Origin of the sequence: Photorhabdus stackebrandtii, from assembly GCF_011189495.1 — a bacterium.
Lineage (GTDB): Bacteria > Pseudomonadota > Gammaproteobacteria > Enterobacterales > Enterobacteriaceae > Photorhabdus > Photorhabdus khanii.
Genome location: NZ_PUJV01000002.1, coordinates 33,822 through 52,197 on the forward strand (window position 1 = coordinate 33,822; position 18,376 = coordinate 52,197).

The following is an 18,376-nucleotide window of genomic DNA, read 5'->3' on the forward strand; positions in this document are numbered from 1 at the left end:
TTCCATCCTACTAAATCAGGGAAAATATCTGGGACATAGCAATGCTAAACCCTATTTTCCCATTCCCCATAATAATTGATCTTTTAAATCCATCTATTTTATTATTTTTCTGATTAGTCAGTTTTTATTGCAATAAAACATTCATTAAAAAACAAGACAAGTCTGAAAATTAATTTTAATTAAATCATCTATCTTGTGATTCCACCATAAAATACAAACAGTTAAATAAAAAAATGAAAACATACAGAATTATGCTGTAAGGCAAGGCTATTGAATTAAACATAATCTCTTAATATGATTATTTATCCTCTATATATTTCTTACTCAAAACTAATAGGTGATAATATGGAAAACGAATCTGAAAAAGATGAAAAGCAAAAAGAAAGCTCATCAAAAATATTGATAGATAGTGATAAGTTAGCTCCTACTAACCGTGTGCTGACAATAAGTGAACGTATAAAAGCATTGAATGAAAAAGGATTCTCCGACACCAAAAAATCCTCTTCCCAATTTGCGATGCCCTCTTCATCAAGCAGCTCTTCTGTAAATATTAATAAACCAAAGCCAAAATCATTACAGGGAAAAGAATTTCCGGTTATTACAACTGCGGAAAGTTCAACATCAGCAGCTAATCAATCAACATCTTCCACTGTAGACTCTGAGACATTATTAACATCAAGTTTTAATGACATAACATCTTCAACTTTACCGGTTGGCAAACATGAATTAGAACTGACAGATCAAAAAAATGTCATTGTTTATAGAGGAGATAATCGGGATCCTGAAAAAATCGCAGCAGCAGGTGGATTTTATTCATGGTCAAAAAAGCATGTTACCGAGATTAAGAAAGCATTGACGGATGCATTTATTAGCGATGGACCATCAGCGCATATGGCAGGACATGTCAGGAGCCCAAATCAGAACTATGTATCCACAGGAATAAACACAGATTGTGGTGGATTTGGAGAACAGTCTGCCTATCTGTATAAGATGGAAATTCCTGGACTAAAACCGCATGATATGAATGAAGAAACTATAGGCCTGAAAATTAAAAAAGAAAGAAAGAACATTAATTCTCCCGAGTTTTTGATGAGCCATCTGACTCTTCAACAATCAGAATTCGTAGCCATGATGCCCGCGCGTACAGAAGAGCTGACATTTATTACGCCTATTCCCCTGAGCTATATCACTTCATATAAAAAGAAAGGCACAAATACCTGGCATAAAATGCCCGGCACAAAGCAATAAAATAAATTAACAAGTCTTTATATATTGTATTTCATATAATTTGCTTTTTTTCTTATCAAAAATATCCAATCAATGGGTAACCAATAACAATAAAATATCAAGCCAAACCAAATATTCTTTGCGCCATCTGTGGCGCACTCTCTTTCATTTTCTCTACCCACATTCCCATTCCAGACAATAATTTATTTCTAATAATCCATCTATTTTATTATTTTTCTGATTAATCAGAATTTTATTATGAAAAAATATTTATTAAAAAATAAGACAAGTCTGAAAATGTATTTTCATTAAAATAGCTATTTTTATAACTTTGCCATCAAATACAATCATTTAAATAACAAGATAAAAACATACAGTCTTATGCTGTAGATTGAAGCTATTGAATTAAATATACATTCTTAATATATTATTTATTTACAATATACTTCTTACCCTAAACTAATAGGTGATAATATGGAATACGAATATAACAGAAAAGAAAGGCAAAAAAGACGCTCATTCCAGTCAGAAAATTCCACTGAGAATGATTCGATAAGTACAAGTAATAACACGCATAGATCACCGAAAGATAATTATAATAAAGATAATGGAGATCTGTTTTATGGCCTTGCTTCTGAAAGAGGGAGATATATAAGAGAAACCAATCCCAAATTTAATCCAGATGATCCAGAAAATGCTGCAATGATTATAGATGTTTATAACAATGGAACATCTATGATTATCTTGAATAAAAATGCAAAGAAAATCTCAACCAATAGGCTACTAAATTTCATAAATAACTTCAAAAAAGATAAATTACAAAACCTTATGAAAGATCCCGAAAAATATGCAAAGGACATTAAGGTAAATAATGATTTACGGGCAGATATTTCTTCAAGAAAAATAGAAAAATATCCATTATGGAATGATTATTTTGAGGCCGGGATTAGAAATGAAAAATTTAACATTTCTAATATATTTAAAGAAACAGTCAGTAAATATAATTCTGATTATTATCATACATGGCATGTATACGGAGGAAGTCCTGCCCCTAGATTACTCTGGAAAAGAGGAAGTAAACTGGGTATAGAAATAGCGGCCAGTAATCAGAGAACAAAAATACATTTTATTCTTGATGGTCTGGATATTAAAAAAGTTGTTAATAAAACAAAAGGCCCTACTCCTTTAAAAGCAGGACCCGGTGAATCAATTACCGCTTCCGAACTACGTTATGCATACCGAAACAGAACAAGGTTAGCAGGAAGAATTCATTTCTATGAGAATGGTAAAGAAACCATTGCACCATGGGATAAAGACCCAGAATTATGGCAAAAATATACACCTAGAAATAAGAGTAGAATGGAAGTATAACTACTCAAAGCAATGATAGAACGATATACAGATTAGGTGAACCATGTGTTCATCCTTAAGGAGAAAGCACTGATTATATCGCCAAGAGCTAATAATTAACATGAGAATAATTAGGAGTAATCCTTATTATTCTCTTTGCATAAAATATCCATCACATCCATTATTTAATTTTTATATAATTATCTGAAATGATAAACAGATCACAATATATGAGAGAATCTATTTCCCCTGGACAACTGACACTCAATGCTTTAATTTTATATTAATTGATTATTTGTATAAAAACACTATTTATTATTAAAAAATCAACGGGTAATAATATGAAAATAAAATACAATAAAGAAAATAAACTAACCACAAAAGAATATGATCTAAATTACACAAAACTAATAGATGAGATTATAAAACTACATCATGATCCCAATGGAAATAAATTACTCTGGCATGACAATTGGGAAGATAAAATCATCAATAGGGATTTAAATGTTATATTTAGAGCAATTGATGAAAATGTTTCTCAATTAGGCGGGCTTGAAGCTTATAAAGATATCGTCGGAGTAAATCCTTATGATCCCATTGAACCCGTTTGCGGTCTGTCTGCACAAAATATATTTAAATTAATGACCGAAGGAGAACAGGCGGTTAATCCTGTCGAACTGCTTAAAAAAGGAAAAATAAATGGCGATGAGTTTGCCGAAAAACTGAATCAACTCAATAGCTCGAAAAATTATCTTATATTAATTCATGATCAACGACTTGGACATATGTTTTTAATTGATATCCCAGCAAACAATAGAGAAATAGTGGGATATATTTATCAGTCAGATTTAGGAAATGGGGCATTACCTGCCCTTAAAATAGCAGATTGGTTAAGCCTCAGAGGAAAAGATCCCATTGATACTGATAAATTAAAGAAATTATTAAGTCATGAATTCAATATGTTGACTGAAAATGAACAGAGAAAATTAGTTACCGAAATTTTTGATCTAAATAAAAATAGTTCTAATTTTAAATTAGAAAAAATTAAGCAAGATAAAGAAGTTGATATTTATTTAACAGAATATGATATCTATAATTTTCATAGAAACATTGAAAACTTAAAAAATAAACTTGATATTTAATTTATTGAGGTGACTGATTATAGCGTTCTTATTTTAAATCACCAACAAGTTACAGATTTTTGTAAGAAAAAAATATTAGCAACTCTGTGGTGCAACACAGAGTTGCTTCGGTCCATATAATAGAACAACAATTAGTAACTTCTATTTACAAATAATATAAGACAAAAAATACGAGGCGTTACAGCGCTCCATTAATATAGCCACACTAAAATAGCCAATAAACACTAAATTACACATTCTACTGAGCTCTCTTTTTATCACCATAGAGATGTCATTCCAGTATTGCAAAAAATAATCTAAAATTATTCTCCAAACCATAATTATTCTATTTATTAATATAAACAACCCACTAAACATTTAGCAGTCACTATTATTAATTGATGTTGCGTCTAAAAATTCATCTCCCATAATTATTTTGTTTCACAGAGAATTATTTAAATAACTATTGGATAAATTTTTAAATATAAACAATAACATCTATAAACCATGTTATTGCGGTAGCTATATCCTTGAATCAAAACTAATGAAAAAAAGCAATAAACGTTTTTTATATTTTAAATGTAAATAGTAAATAAAGGAAAGAATCATCAATTTCATTGTTGAACAAAAAACTCAATATCATATACAAGGTGATAAAAATGGAAAAAAAATATAACCGGTCCACTTCAGAATCCAACACAGAGAATACCAATACTCTGGATCGCCATACAGTTGGTAAAACGCCCGGTCGGACTGATAATCCACATTCAGCGCTAAAACCGGGTGATGACTATACACAAGCAATAAAAATTAACCCTGACGGAGGCTTAAAAGCAGATAAAGATGGATTAAGTGTAAAAGCGGGTAATGGTATTAAAGTAGACAGTAGTGGAATCAGTATTGATCCCAATAATGTATTGCCAAAAGGCATGATTATGATGTTCTCCGGTATGGATGCTCCTACAGGCTGGGCTTTTTGTGATGGTAATAATGGAACCCCAGATTTAAGAAGTCGTTTTGTCATGTGCGGTGAAACTATTTCTGAAACAGGGCAAAGCAGTAGTAAAGCTAATGGTAGTGGCACCGAAAAAATCTTTTCCAAAAATACAACATCAACTGCGGTTTCGGTAAATATTACTGTGGGAAATACAATATTAACAGAGTCACAAATACCTAGTCATAAACATATTGGGGGTATGTCTTATTATACGAATACTGGAATGAAATATAGTCATAGCGTTACTCCCAGAACCGAATATCAAATAAATAATTACAGTAGTAGTTCAATATGGTATAAACCTTCAAACGGAGTTAATTTTTATGCCTACACATCAAACACAGGAGGAGGACAAGGACATAATCACCCGGCAACAGCATCATCCCCTGCCCACAATCATAGCGTTGATATCATTCCACCTTATTATTTACTGGCTTTTATTATGAAACTTTAATTCCGCTGCACCAAAAAAATTTAAATTATCAATCACTTTCTAACTACAAAGGATATATAACAATGAATATATCTAGTTACTTCTTCCTGAATGAAGAAAACATTAAGTTCAATAATCAATGTTTAAATACATACATTGGTTACCCCCAACCCATCGGTAAAGATTGGCCCAACCTGCCTGCCGGGTTTCAAAGATATATTGACGATATTATTAATTTAAATGGTTTTTTATATTTTTTTAAAGATTCACTATATCTTAAATTCGATATCGCGAAAGCACAGGTCGTTGATGGACCGAACTTCATTATAGATGGGTGGCCTGGATTAAAAGGAACAGAACTAGAAAATGGAATAGATGCAGCCATAGAATTGACTACAAACACCGTCTGTTTCTTTAAAGGTGAACATTGTGTAGATTACACCATCGATTTACACACAATTAAGACCAGCACTATTTCAGATCGGTGGGGAATGACCGGGAAATATGCAGAATTCAGTGTCAACCTGGATGCTATTATTTCATGGCCAAGTATTGATGGAAATTTTATTTACTTTTTCAAAAATGATTCTTTTATTCGGTTTGACCAAAAATTGAATACTTTTGATGCCGGGCCTATCATCATCTCCAACGATAATAATGGTTGGAGAGGATTAGTCTTCAAAAATGTTCAAGCGGCAGTATCGGTCGATACCGATTTGTTAGGCAGTCACCGTGGCAATAATGGAAGCAATAGTAGCGTCTGTAGTGGAACATGTGGTACTAATGACACGGGTAAACATTGTTTCCAGTTACCTCAAAATATTATATTCGCCCTGACAGCCTACGCTAATACAAATATTCCGCAAACTTTAAAAGTATATATTGACGATCTTCTGGTAGATACATTAACCGATAAAGGACAAAATAATCTAATGGCAACTAAAGCCTACACATCAGGTACAGGCAAAGTCTGTATTGAGATTGAGGGGGATGGCAAACCATGCAAGCTTCGTTATTTCGATAATATATTTGATGGAAAACCGGGAACCGCTATTATCGGTACTGAAAATGGTAACAATAGTCATTACAATGATAGCGTGGTGTTTTTAAATTGGCCTCTGATATAAACTAAAAATACTTTGATAAATTCCACTATCAATAAATAAAATCAATATTATTCCGCAAAACAAATAGTTAAGTAAAAACACTTGGTTTAAGATAATTATTGCGCCCTCCGGGGCGAATTTTTTCCTACGCATATGACTACCGTAAAATAAATAGTAGTACTTGGCGGATTATCCTGATTTTATTTACTCTTAAAAATTTACAAATAATTTCAGACAAGAAATATGAAGTACTACCCCACTAATAATGATACCGGCAAGAAAGAATAATCAATCGATCACCTTCCACTTTATAGATTAGCTTATGCTTATCGGTAATACGACGTGACTAATAACCTGTAAGATTATGTTTCAATGGCTCAGGTTTACCAATACCACCAAATAGCGTTCTTTCTATATCTTTATCTTTAAGAAGCGCGTTAATCCGCTTAACGGGCTTCTTATCATTCTGTTGTCAGAAAAGGTTATCTTGCCAGAATTTACCCACAAAACGCTTATTTAATTAACCTCAGTTCTGCTTAAGAACAGAGATTTCAGAAGCACGTAGATTCAGACTCGGTCTTATCGCTTGGAATGTAAATGTGCCGCTTCTATGCGTTTCGTGCATTGACTCACGCATTTTTATGCCGATAACGTATCAACAGTAAATTTGTCGGACATGTGTTCAAGCTCACTCTGGCTCAGTCCAGTAATTTTCATCGCCGTTTCACGGTCGATACTCATACTTTGGTGACTGTTCTGACAGTCACCGTAAGATCCTCTTTTAACACGAATCGTTGAATGCTGATTAAGAACTCTCAATACGAGTTAGTGGCGTATTTGCTCAAGTTCGTTTTGGCTCAACCCGGTGGTTTTCATCACCGTTTCACGGTCGATACCCATGTCGATCATCGCCCACGCGACTTTCAAGATCCCCCGTTTTTCGCCTTCCTGCAATCCTTCCTGACGTCCTTCCTGGCGTCCTTTCTGCTCGAGTTTCTGCGCTATTGTCATCAGTACCTCCTCATACTTCGGGGACTGTTCTGACAGTCACCGTAAGATCCTCTTTTAACACGAATCGTTGAATGCTGATTAAGAGCTCTCAATACGAGTTAGTGGCGCATTTGCTCAAGTTCGTTTTGGCTCAACCCGGTGGTTTTCATTATCGTTTCACGGTCGATACCCATGTCGATCATCGCCCACGCGACTTTCAAGATCCCCCGTTTTTCGCCTTCCTGCAATCCTTCCTGACGTCCTTCCTGACGTCCTTCCTGGCGTCCTTTCTGCTCGAGTTTCTGCGCTATTGTCATCAGTACCTCCTCATACTTCGGGGACTGTTCTGCCAGTCGCCGGATAAAACCCTCTGGATCGGCGGTATCTCCCGCCTGTAATAAGTAGTTTAGCACGCTTTTTAGCTGTTCATCCGTATAGTAATCATACGTCAGCAGTATGACCAACTCTTGCAGCAACTCTGCCATATCTCGCTGCCGGATATGCTTTTGCACCATTTCCAGTAGCGCGACCCGTTTGTGCGTCAGGATTACATCATCAGGAATTACCGTCACATCTACCAGCGGGAATTTATTGGAATAGATTTCCTCCGCCAAGGCCGGATCATCGAAACAGTCGAGCCAATGGGTACTCCAGGGATACGGCTGTATTTTCCCGTGATAGAACAACACCGGAATAACTAGCGGCAATTTTTCATGTCCCTGTTCCAGATGCCGCTGCATTGCGGAAATACTGTATCGCATCAGCCGGAATGCCATCATCTTATCCGGGGAACTCTGGTGTTCGATCACGCAATATACGTATCCGTCACCCTGCGCTGTTTTCAATGAATACAAAATGTCGGAATAATGCGCACGCAAATTGCCTTCAATAAACGACCCTGATTCCAACCGCAGTGTATCCAGATCACAAACTGCCCGTAATGTCGCAGGCAAATGGATCTCCAAAAAGTCTCTGGCAGTATCAATATGACTTAAAAACTGTTTAAAAACAGCGTCATGTGGCGTTGGTGTATTTTTTCTCTTCATCGGTGAATGGTAGCATACTTTCTTTTATATTGAAGGAATATTAAGCAAAAAACCAAGCGGACTGAATAATATGTCCTTTTCTCGTATCAATAATATCTAATCTGATAAGCAGAAAATAAACTGTACAATCTCAAGCTAAACTATCTATTGCGCCATCCGTGGCGCAATCTCTTTATTTTCTCTATCAATGACTATCGCAAGTCATCCATTTAATTAAGCGTTAGCATCTGAAATCAATTGAGTTGCCAGAGCATCCTGCCCAAATCCCCGCAGCCCGACCACATGAACATGTTCGTGGTTTTTAAATACTTTACGCACCAATTTATAGGTGGTCCCTTTTTCAGGGCTGATATTTTCTGGTGCAGCGATAATTAACTGCATTTGCAGGCGTTCGCATAATTCAAACAAAGTAGCGATAGATTTGGCATCCAAACGCGCCGCTTCATCCAAGAATAGCAACCGACAAGGGGAAATATCTTTACCACGCAAACGGCGGGATTCCTCTTCCCAACTCTGCACCACCATCACCAGAATCGACATGCCGGTACCGATAGCTTCACCTGTCGATAGCGCCCCACTCTCTGCTTTTAACCAGCCATCAGATCCACGGTTAACCTCAACGTCCAGTTCCAAGTAGTTACGGTAATCCAGCAACTCTTCACCTATGGTTTGTGGCAAACGCTGCCCCATATCCACTTGCGGATTCAGACGCTGATAAAGTTTTGCCATTGCCTCTGAGAAGGTCAATCGCTGGCTGTTAAACAGGTCCTGATGTTGTTCCTGCTGTTCAGAAAGGACATCCAGCAATATTGCATGGCTTTCACGCACATTCACATTTAACCGCACACCACGAACCTGACCAAAGGAGACGGCTTGTAATCCCTGATTCAGCATACGAATACGGTTCTGCTCACGCTGAATGGTTTTGCGGATAATATTCGCCACACTCTTCGAACTGATAGCGAGTTTTTGCTCGCGGGCAGTCAGCTCTTCCGTCAGACGGGCCAGCTCAATTTCCATCTGTTCAATCGCGTCAACCGGATCGTCAGTGCGGATAATGTCCTGACGAATACGTTCACGCAGATGCTGATAAACAGCTATAAAGAACTGTACCTTACGTTCAGGCCGTTTGGGATCTTCCGATAAACGCAAAGCATCACGCAGATGTTCGTTATCAGCCACCGCCAGACGCAATGCCCCCAACGCTTTATCCGACATGGAACGTAACGCGCCACCCTCCATATACGCCAGTTCACGGCGATGCAGGCGACGCTCAACACCATTGTCTTTCACCATGCGCATCACTGCGCACCAGCCTGCTTTAGCAGAAACCACCTGTTCACGGATCTGATAGTAATCGCGTTCCAGTTTCCGCAGTTTTTTCTGCACGCTTTCCATTTCCGCTTCACAGAAGGCGATCTGCTTCTCAAGCTGATTGACTCTGGAACGGTTAACGCTGAGTGCTTCATGGAGTCGATCACGACGCTCGCGGGCACGAATTTCAGCATTCGCATCCGCCTGCACACCGATATCTTTCATCTCCTGTAGCAGCTCTTTCAGCATATCCTGTTTGGTTTCATAAGAGCTTTTCAGGGATGCCAACACTTGGTTAAACTGGGAATACTGCGCTTGCTGTTGACGCAGTTGTTCACGGGCGCGGCTGCGATCCGATTCCGCATGTTCCAGACGCTGACGCAGTTTGTCATTCAGATCCGCATTTTCACTGAGCATACCCGCAGAATCACTGTAGCTGAAATGCGCACGGCGCTGCACGATTTCCACCAGCGCAAAAGCCTGTTGTTTAGCCTGATGCTGGCTCTGTTTGGCAATTGCATAATCCTGTTGCAACTGTTCATGTTGCTGTGGATCACTTTGCAAAACCGCAACCATAGGTTCCAGTTTTGTCAGCGCCGAACCATGTTGTTGCAGGAAACGCGCCGCTTCCTGCGCTTCGTCCCTCTCTTCGCGCACTTCTTCTACGCGATCAATTAAAGTTTCATCCAATAACAGACTGATTTGAGGGATCAGGCGGTTTAATGCGGTCAGGCTTTCTTTCGCCTGTGTATATTGCTGGCGCTGCTGTTGAGTTTGATCTTCAAACCGGGACACTTCACGTTCCAGTTCCGTATGGCGCTGTTTCAGTTCACGGATTTCAGCTTCCGGATCGGTATCAAATGCCACCGACAGGTGTTTACCGACAAATTGACTGAACGCCTGATGAGCACGCTGAATTTTCTGCACATCAAAAGAGAGCGTGGCATAACGCTCTGCCAAGACATCACGCTCCAGATTCAAGGTTTCCAAACGGTTTTCTCTGGCGGCGCGACCAAACAGCGGCAATTCAGGGTAACGGGAATAACGCCATTGGCGGTCGGAAGATTTGACCAGTACCGCATTGGTCTGTTCTTCGGCATCAAATACGCTGTCATCAAAGGATTGTGGATCCCCTTCAATTAAGTAGAGATCTTCCGGGCAATCTTCCAGAGTTTCAAGATGCGGACGTACCAGAGAAAGATCCGGCACCACAATGCCGTGACGTGCCGGTCCATACAGGGCAGAGAAATACGGCGCATCATCAATGGTGATATCGTCATAAATTTCTGACAGCAAAACCCCGCCGAAACGTTCTGCCAAGGCAATCATCCGGCTGTCTTCCGCGCCGCTTGGCTGACTGAGGCGCTCGATTTGCTTTTCCAGCTCACGTTTTTGCGCCGCAACTTCATCACGCTCTACCGTGGCTTCACGCTCACGCTCAAGCAGCTGCTGCATGTATTCAGTCACGTCATTACTGCTTGCCAGTGCTTCACCACTCTGTTCACACAGTTGGTTCAGAGTATCCTGCGCAGCCAGCCAAACCGGTGCACGGGCAGTCAGTGACTGAATTTTCTGTTTCAGTTGTTCAAGTTCCTGACGCATCTCCATACGGCGTTCACCGCTTTCATTGACGCTCAGGCTCAACGCTTCTTGCCGGGCTTCAAGTTCATTTTGCAACGCTTCCAGATCTTCAGCCTGATACTGACGCCCCTGGCGCTGACAAAATTCGCTCAATAAACGCTCTGCGTTCTGCTGGTTGTTCAGCCGCTGTTCCAGTTCAGACAACCGTATCCGCAATGGCTGCACCCGATCGGCCAGATGTCGTTGTGATGGCCAGTCACGCAGCAATTCGCGGGCACTCTGCCATGCTTCACTGCGGCTGGTTTCACCAACGATGTTTTTGACCAGTTGATACGCCTGTTCGAACTGATTATGCGCCGCGTCCGCAATACTTAATTTCTGCTCCAGCGCCAACAGGGCTTCTGTCGCCTGCTGCTCTTTAGCCTGAAAGGTTGCCAGCCACTCTTCTGCGTTATCAACGGAAAGATCCGGTAACCGGCAAAGCTCACGGGCACGTTCCAACGCTTGTAATGCCTGTTGATACTGAATAGCCCGAGTTTGCTGAACATCCAGCGCTTGCTGGTAATCCGCCAACTGGCTTTTCAGTTCATCCACTTCCTGTTCCGCCGCTTCCGCTCTGGCTTCATATTCAGCCTGAAGCTCTCCTGCTTCTTCAACAACGTCTGTCTGTTCCTCCAGCCGGTAAGACAGCTCTTCCAGATCCGCTTGATAACGGTCGATTTTTTCCTGCTGGCGCATGGCAGTCTGCACCAGATTCAAGTGGTCACTGGCAGCCTGATGATCAGTTTCTAAATCAGACGAGGCACCACTCTGTTCAGCCAGTTCACGAGCCATTTCGACATGACGATACTGCTCAGTCACCAGTTGTTTATGGCTGCCAAATAGTTCACCACGCAATGCTAACGCTTCATCCAGATGAGTACGACGCTCATTGGCATGGCGCATATAGTCGGCGGAAACGTAGGAAGTTGCTTCGGTGATCAAATGTTTGAACAGATCGCGATCAGATTGGGTTACCCGAATGGCTTCCAGCGTTATGCGGTTTTCGCGCAATGCGGCTTCCATATCCTGAAATGCCTTGCGGACACCACTGTTTTCCGGCAACAGGTAATCGCGCAGGGAGCGGGTTATCGCACTGGAGATACCACCGTACAGGGAAGCTTCGATCAGACGATAAAACTTGCTGCGATCACTGGCTGAACGCAGGCGTTTGGGGATCACGCCCAAATCAAACATCTGCGCATGATAATCCGTGATGGAGTTAAATTGTTTGAACTGCACGCCTTCCATTTCATCAAGGCGGTCTTTCAGTTCATTCAGCGGTAATACACGCGCCTGTCTTTCACCCACATTTTCAGTCAGTAACTGAGTGGGTTGGATAGCCGTCGGCAGGCCCTGAATCATAAAGGGTTTGATATCAACTTTGCGGTCACGGCCCGCCACTTGTTGCAATCTCACCCCAACCACCACCCGCTGATGGCGGGAGTTAATCACATCCAGGGTTGAGTAACAGACTCCCGCGCGTAACTTACCGTGTAACCCTTTATCACGGGAACCGGAAGTGGCGCCCGCTTCGGTGGTGTTACGAAAATGGAGCAGCGTCAAATCAGGAATAAGCGCGGTGACAAATGCCGCCATCGTGGTGGATTTACCCGCGCCATTACCGCCTGATAAGGTGGTCACCAGTTCATCAAGATCAAAAGTTCTGGCAAAAAAACCATTCCAGTTAACCAGCGTCAGCGAACGAAATTTACCGCGTTCAATCATGGTTGTTCATCTCCCGCACCCTCTGCTGAGTTATCCGGTGTTTCATCATTTTCACTGTCATCAAGCGACAAGCTGCCTTCAACCGGCATTGCCTCACCATCACGGATCATCCTCAGTTGTACTTCACGAGGATCATCGCCACTGCGTACATCAGCACCAAAACGGAATACCGCCTCAGTGAGGGTAAATTTGTTGCTGTCATTCGCCAAGAAATAGACCATGCCCAAACGACGCAGACGGTTGAGCGTCGTGCGCACTTTTTCCTGTAATTTCTGTTTATCCAGATCCGAACCGGAAGAACGCTGGTTGACAAACTTCATCAGTTTGCTCTCATCAGCCAGCGAGATCAGTTCTTCATACAGTTCCTGAGAGGTAAAAATCCCCTGATTAGCCAGCCGTTCCGGGCTGAGATAGAGATAACAGAGGATTTTGCCGACCATCATATCCAGCTCTGATAATACCGAACGGGGGATCAAGGTGGTCGAACGGGGCCGCAGATAGAAGAAGCCTTCCGGTGCACGGATCAACTCCACATTATAGCGGGCGTAAAATTCTTCCAATTGCTCCTGAAAATCCATCAGAAAAGCGTGATTATCAAGATCATCTATCCCGATATGACGGCCCGAGCGAAGCTGGCTGTCCAGTTCCGGGAAAAGTGAATTGGCTAACGCCTGTGCCAGTTTAACCGGCATAAATTGTTCAATATGTGTCGATGACATGTGCCTGTACCTTGGCTCCGTAATCATTAATCGCTAACCATTCCGCTGGCAACCCAGAGAAATCCGCTTCTGCAACCCCCAACCGCACAGCCTGATCCACCAGAATACGCGCCACATCAAAGTGACGGGGAAGCGGATGTTGAGCAAGGTAGTCTCTTAGCACCGCCCCCAAATCCAGTGGGCGCTGTTCCTGCTGATAGATCAACAGCGCTTTTTCAATCATTGCTGCCAGTTGATCGTTTATTTCACTGAATTCTTCATATTCCAGTTCTAACGGCAATTCACCGGTCACTTCTTCATTACGTAACGCCAGTTCTTCATCACGCATATCCAACAAACGCTCTGCGTTGGCAACGGTGAGTGTCCACGGGTTAGCAAAATAGTGCTGCACTGATTGACGTAAGCGCTGAGAGAAAATCCGGTTTTTATCCATATCAATCGCGGTACGGATAAATTTGTGAACGTGGCGGTCGTAGCCGATCCATAAGTCAATCGCCTGCTGACCCCAACTGATAATACGGTCCAGTTTGCTTTGCAGATCAAATACCAGTTTATCAACCAGTTCTGATCCGCCGCTGCCCATATTCGCATCCTGAATACGCAACAAATTAGCCTGTAATTTATCTCCCGCCGCTTCCAATGTGTCTTGCAGCTCCCGCAATGTCCCTGATGTTTCTGATAACAGCTGCTCACAGTTGGCAATCGCGGCTTGCCAGTCTTGATTCAGCAACGCCGCAATATCTTCTTTAACGAAGTTTTGCTGTTCGTCCATCAGACGTTGGGACATATCAATGCTATCGAAGATTTCCGCGACAGAATATTTCAGCGGCGCAAAGACGTTGCGATGCCAATGAAATTCATCTCCCCCCTCTTCCGCCGCCTCTGCTGCCCGGTGCAGCTCATTCGCCACAATCGAAAGCTGCATAGAGAGGCGTAAGGTAGAAAATTCCCGCTGACGAATGTAGTAGTCACTGATACTGATGCCAAGCGGTGTTAAGCGATAGATTGCGTTGCCATCGGCCAATTCACTGGTAAAACGGTTAAGCAGTTTCTGGCGCACCATGTCATTGATGGCGTTATTAGCCCGCACCGCGACGGATTCCGCCGTTTGCTCGAATCCTTTGCAAACTTCACGAAAAGCGTCGATCAGTTCCCCTTCGCTCATCTCACCATCAAGACGCTCGCTGTTTAATACCGCGATTGCCATCAGAAAAGCCAGCCTTTCCGCAGGCAAGGAGATGGAAAAATCATTTTTCCTGGCCCAGGACACCAGTTCCGGAATAGTCTGGGAATATTCACTCATAATTCATCCTTTAACGTCGATTTGCGGGCCATTACATGAATGTAACGCCCCAAACCGATATAAGGCTCTTGCCGGCAATAACGCTGTTCTAATTCCAGCAACGCTGGAAAGTTTTTGCTCTGTAATTGGCGACTTTGCAAATAGTCGTGAAAAACACGCACACCGGTTTTACCGGTAATCACCATATTTAATTCATCAAGCCATTGATATACCTGTTCAGGCACCAACGGATTCTGAGGAGACAGTGAACGTTTTCTGCGACGCGGCATATTAGGTGTCGCCAAATGAAAATTACCTAAAATAGCATTACGCATGACCAAACCATTGGCATTGTAAAACATTAAAGACAGCGCGCCGCCAGGATTAATGATATTCGTTAACACTTCTATTGCATATTTCTGATCGGTAATCCATTCCAGTACCGCATGAAACAATACCAGATCTACCGGCTGTTCTATATATTGGCTAATTTCTTGTACCGGGCTTTGTATAAATTGCATATTTTGGCTGACCCCTTTTTCTTCAGCGGTCAGCTTTGCCCGTTGGATCATTTCTTCTGATAAATCGCAAAGTATCACTTGATGACCCAGCTCAGCTAATTGGCATGCCATATTCCCTTCACCGCTACCCGCATCTAAAATACGCAGTGGACGTCGTGGTAATTGAGCCAGTAATTCGCTGATATCCTGCCAGACAACGGCTTGCCTGATTTTACCTTTGGTTGTGCCGTAAATATTACGAGAGAATTTGTCTGCAATATCATCGAAATTGCGATCCCGCATGAAAAACTGCCTCACTAATGGAATAGATCTGATTTATCTGTTGAGATTTCATTATGCCAACTGCTATTTTGGCACAGCATTCATTGACATAACCACTTTTGACTACAAATCGTGGGCCAGATGGCTATAATTCAATCAAATTAAGGCAAATAAATGCTATTTTTATTTAAAAAGTACGTTGGTGCGATGGTAATGCCTCTGCCACTAATATTACTGATTTCACTTGCTGCCTTATTCCTGTTGTGGTTTACCCGTTGGCAAAAAACAGGAAAAACAGTTCTGACACTCAGTTGGCTTACTCTGCTTCTACTCAGCCTGCAACCCGTTGCCGATAAGCTGTTGTTACCATTGGAATCAGTTTACGCTAAAGCCTACCAACCTGATCCCAGTCACATCAATCCACCTGTTGATTATATCGTCGTTCTTGGTGGTGGTTTCACTTATAACCCAAATTGGGCACCCAGTTCAAACTTGTTTAACAACAGCTTGCCACGGGTAACAGAAGGCATCCGTTTATATCGCCTAAACCCCGGCGCTAAAATGGTCTTTACCGGTGGTAAGGGAGAGAGTGCTAAAAGCAACGCGGAAGTCGCCGCTATAGTAGCACAATCTCTGGGCGTACCCGCAGAAGATACTATCGCACTGACAAAACCCATGGATACAGAACAAGAAGCACATGAAGTTGAAAAATTGATTGGCAAGCGCTCTTTTATTCTGGTCACCTCCGCCAATCATATGCCGCGGGCGATAACTTTCTTTAAACAACGTGGATTAAACCCCATTCCCGGCCCGGCAAATCAATTGGCGATCACGTCCTCTTTACATCCCTGGGAAAAATACCTGCCCTCTGCTTATTTCCTGTCTCATTCAGAGCGGGTATGGTACGAAACTTTAGGCACCCTCTGGCAACGTATTAAGCCGTCGAAAAATTCAGAGCCCCCACAAACATCAGAAAATGTCCAACCGGGAAATAATCCGCAAACCACGCCTTGAAATAACATGGAGAAACGAAAACGCAAATAGTAATAAATAACGCGCTTTCGTTAAACCAAGCCTTTTGTTAACCGAATGGGTGCAAACAAGTCATCAGATTTCAGTAAAAGTCTCTCTGACTACGGCTAAATCTTCTGGCGTATCAACTCCCGCTCCCGGCGCTTTCAATGCAATATCAACATGGATCTTCTCGCCGTACCAAAGTACCCGCAATTGTTCCAGCATTTCAATTTGCTCTAATGGGCTCGGCTCCCATTGTACATAACGACGGATAAAACCCGCGCGGTAGGCATAAATACCAATATGACGCAGGAAATTATCACCAATCGTTTCCCGTGATTGTATAAAACGGTCACGTTCCCAAGGAATCGTCGCTCTGGAGAAATAGAGTGCGTAACCCTGTTTATCCATCACCACTTTTACCGCATTAGGGTTAAAGGCTTCTTCCGCGTCACGGATTTTCACCGCCAAGGTTGCCATTCCGGCTTGGCAAGCCGCCAGATTCTCTGCGACTTGTTTAATAATCTCTTCAGGAATTAATGGCTCGTCACCCTGAACATTGACAATAATTTCATCATCGGAGAGTTGATATTTTTCAATAACTTCCGCCAACCGCTCAGTACCAGAATGATGATTCTCGTTGGTCAGACAAGCCTCACCACCCGCAGCCACAACCGCATCAGCAACGTCGTGATTATCCGTTGCCACAATAACCCGTGCAGCACCAGAACGCATGGCGCGCTCCATAACCCGCACAATCATTGGTTTACCATGAATATCGGCTAATGGTTTACCGGGTAAACGGGTAGAAGCAAAGCGGGCAGGAATAATAACGGTGAACATGCCTTATTTTCCCTCATCCAGAGGTAATTCACGGGCTTCGTGGTCTAACAGAACGGGAATACCATCACGCACAGGAAATGCAAGTCGATCCAACTTACAAATGAGTTCAAAATTCTCTTTATCGTAACTGAGCTTGCCGTTACATACAGGGCAGGCAATAATTTCGAGTAAACGGTGATCCATATACATCCTCCAGTTATGGAGCCTTCATTTGATGCAGCCCAGAATAACATAAGCCTGGTGTCACCGTTAACTCTTGTTATTTGATCTTTCGATCCTTTTCCCAATATCATTCACAAAAATCCAGATAGAGGAAATGTGAAGGTTCAGAACCCTCTCAGTAGATGTTATGCTTTTGTCTGAGAACCGATTTAGCTCTCTCTTTAATCATAAAGAGCGACAAATAAAATAATCTAATGAGATGAAGTCTTAAAATGCAATTACATCGGTTGCAGTTAAGCTATAACCGTTGCGAGTAATTGAAAATTCTACATTTTGTCCTTCTGTGAGTGATTTGCTTTTTGTATTAGCAATCGCTTTTCTTCTGACCAATATGTCTTGTCCCCCATCTTGTGGAGAAATAAAACCATATCCTTTATTCTCATCAAACCATTTCACTCTGCCCATCTTTAATTGTAATGTCATGATAAATCCCCCATTTGCTCATCTCACAATAATTTAATTTATTGTTTTTGATGTTTTTTACCCTTGATTAAGTTTTCGAATAGAACCTCGTCTCAGTTTCAATACGTTAAAATACACTTAATTCGAGTAGTACATTTGTTTAGGTAATGGATACAAACA

14 protein-coding genes and 2 pseudogenes are annotated in these 18,376 nt (G+C 41.7%); 6 read left to right on the plus strand and 10 right to left on the minus strand.

The genetic code is table 11. From position 1 onward, the window contains the following. Positions 1–345 precede the first annotated feature (345 nt). The 5 genes from C5470_RS01725 to C5470_RS01745 all read left to right on the plus strand — a co-directional run bounded on the left by C5470_RS01725 (position 346) and on the right by C5470_RS01745 (position 6,255). Positions 346–1,248 (plus strand): hypothetical protein, encoded by a 903-nt coding sequence (locus C5470_RS01725; RefSeq protein ID WP_166285427.1) that lies wholly within the window; start codon positions 346–348, stop codon positions 1,246–1,248. Positions 1,249–1,701: 453 nt separating this feature from the next. Then, positions 1,702–2,598: a hypothetical protein gene (locus C5470_RS01730; RefSeq protein WP_166285429.1), complete on the plus strand. Its 897-nt coding sequence runs from the start codon at positions 1,702–1,704 to the stop codon at positions 2,596–2,598. Between the two features lie 320 nt (positions 2,599–2,918). Continuing rightward, on the plus strand, positions 2,919–3,719 hold the full coding sequence (locus C5470_RS01735) for a cycle-inhibiting factor (protein ID WP_166285431.1): 801 nt from the start codon (positions 2,919–2,921) through the stop codon (positions 3,717–3,719). 638 nt (positions 3,720–4,357) lie between these two features. Then, positions 4,358–5,149: a tail fiber protein gene (locus C5470_RS01740; RefSeq protein WP_166285433.1), complete on the plus strand. Its 792-nt coding sequence runs from the start codon at positions 4,358–4,360 to the stop codon at positions 5,147–5,149. Between the two features lie 62 nt (positions 5,150–5,211). After that, positions 5,212–6,255, plus strand: a complete 1,044-nt coding sequence (locus tag C5470_RS01745; protein ID WP_166285435.1) for a fucose-binding lectin II — start codon at positions 5,212–5,214, stop codon at positions 6,253–6,255. Positions 6,256–6,493: 238 nt separating this feature from the next. On the opposite strand, the pseudogene C5470_RS01750 reads toward C5470_RS01745, so the two are convergent. The 7 genes and pseudogenes from C5470_RS01750 to cmoM all read right to left on the minus strand — a co-directional run bounded on the left by C5470_RS01750 (position 6,494) and on the right by cmoM (position 15,736). Then, a pseudogene (locus tag C5470_RS01750) lies at positions 6,494–6,739 on the minus strand (Txe/YoeB family addiction module toxin). Between the two features lie 320 nt (positions 6,740–7,059). Then, a pseudogene (locus C5470_RS01755) lies at positions 7,060–7,281 on the minus strand (Rpn family recombination-promoting nuclease/putative transposase); the annotation flags it as partial. Between the two features lie 62 nt (positions 7,282–7,343). Beyond that, complete coding sequence (locus C5470_RS01760; protein ID WP_166285437.1) at positions 7,344–8,270, minus strand: Rpn family recombination-promoting nuclease/putative transposase; 927 nt, start codon at positions 8,268–8,270, stop codon at positions 7,344–7,346. A gap of 213 nt (positions 8,271–8,483) precedes the next feature. Then, positions 8,484–12,932 (minus strand): chromosome partition protein MukB, encoded by a 4,449-nt coding sequence (mukB, locus tag C5470_RS01765; protein ID WP_166285439.1) that lies wholly within the window; start codon positions 12,930–12,932, stop codon positions 8,484–8,486. After that, entirely contained in the window at positions 12,929–13,651 is a 723-nt protein-coding gene (gene mukE / locus C5470_RS01770) for a chromosome partition protein MukE (RefSeq protein ID WP_166285441.1), read from the minus strand. Before mukE ends, mukB begins: the two co-directional genes overlap by 4 nt. Further along, a complete protein-coding gene (gene mukF, locus C5470_RS01775) occupies positions 13,632–14,954 on the minus strand; it encodes a chromosome partition protein MukF (RefSeq protein WP_166285443.1) in 1,323 nt (440 codons plus the stop codon). Before mukF ends, mukE begins: the two co-directional genes overlap by 20 nt. After that, positions 14,951–15,736: a tRNA uridine 5-oxyacetic acid(34) methyltransferase CmoM gene (cmoM, locus tag C5470_RS01780; RefSeq protein ID WP_166285445.1), complete on the minus strand. Its 786-nt coding sequence runs from the start codon at positions 15,734–15,736 to the stop codon at positions 14,951–14,953. The genes mukF and cmoM overlap by 4 nt, the downstream gene beginning before the upstream one ends. 153 nt (positions 15,737–15,889) lie before the next feature. Between cmoM and elyC the strand changes: the two genes are divergently transcribed. Then, positions 15,890–16,729: an envelope biogenesis factor ElyC gene (gene elyC / locus C5470_RS01785; protein WP_166285447.1), complete on the plus strand. Its 840-nt coding sequence runs from the start codon at positions 15,890–15,892 to the stop codon at positions 16,727–16,729. Between the two features lie 93 nt (positions 16,730–16,822). Here elyC and kdsB read toward each other — a convergent pair whose 3' ends face one another. From kdsB to C5470_RS01800, 3 genes are all read right to left on the minus strand, one after another. Further along, positions 16,823–17,572, minus strand: a complete 750-nt coding sequence (kdsB, locus tag C5470_RS01790; protein WP_166285449.1) for a 3-deoxy-manno-octulosonate cytidylyltransferase — start codon at positions 17,570–17,572, stop codon at positions 16,823–16,825. A gap of 3 nt (positions 17,573–17,575) precedes the next feature. Next, complete coding sequence (locus C5470_RS01795) at positions 17,576–17,755, minus strand: Trm112 family protein (RefSeq protein ID WP_036848571.1); 180 nt, start codon at positions 17,753–17,755, stop codon at positions 17,576–17,578. A gap of 246 nt (positions 17,756–18,001) precedes the next feature. After that, positions 18,002–18,217 (minus strand): cold-shock protein, encoded by a 216-nt coding sequence (locus tag C5470_RS01800; protein WP_021325185.1) that lies wholly within the window; start codon positions 18,215–18,217, stop codon positions 18,002–18,004. Positions 18,218–18,376: the final 159 nt, after the last annotated feature.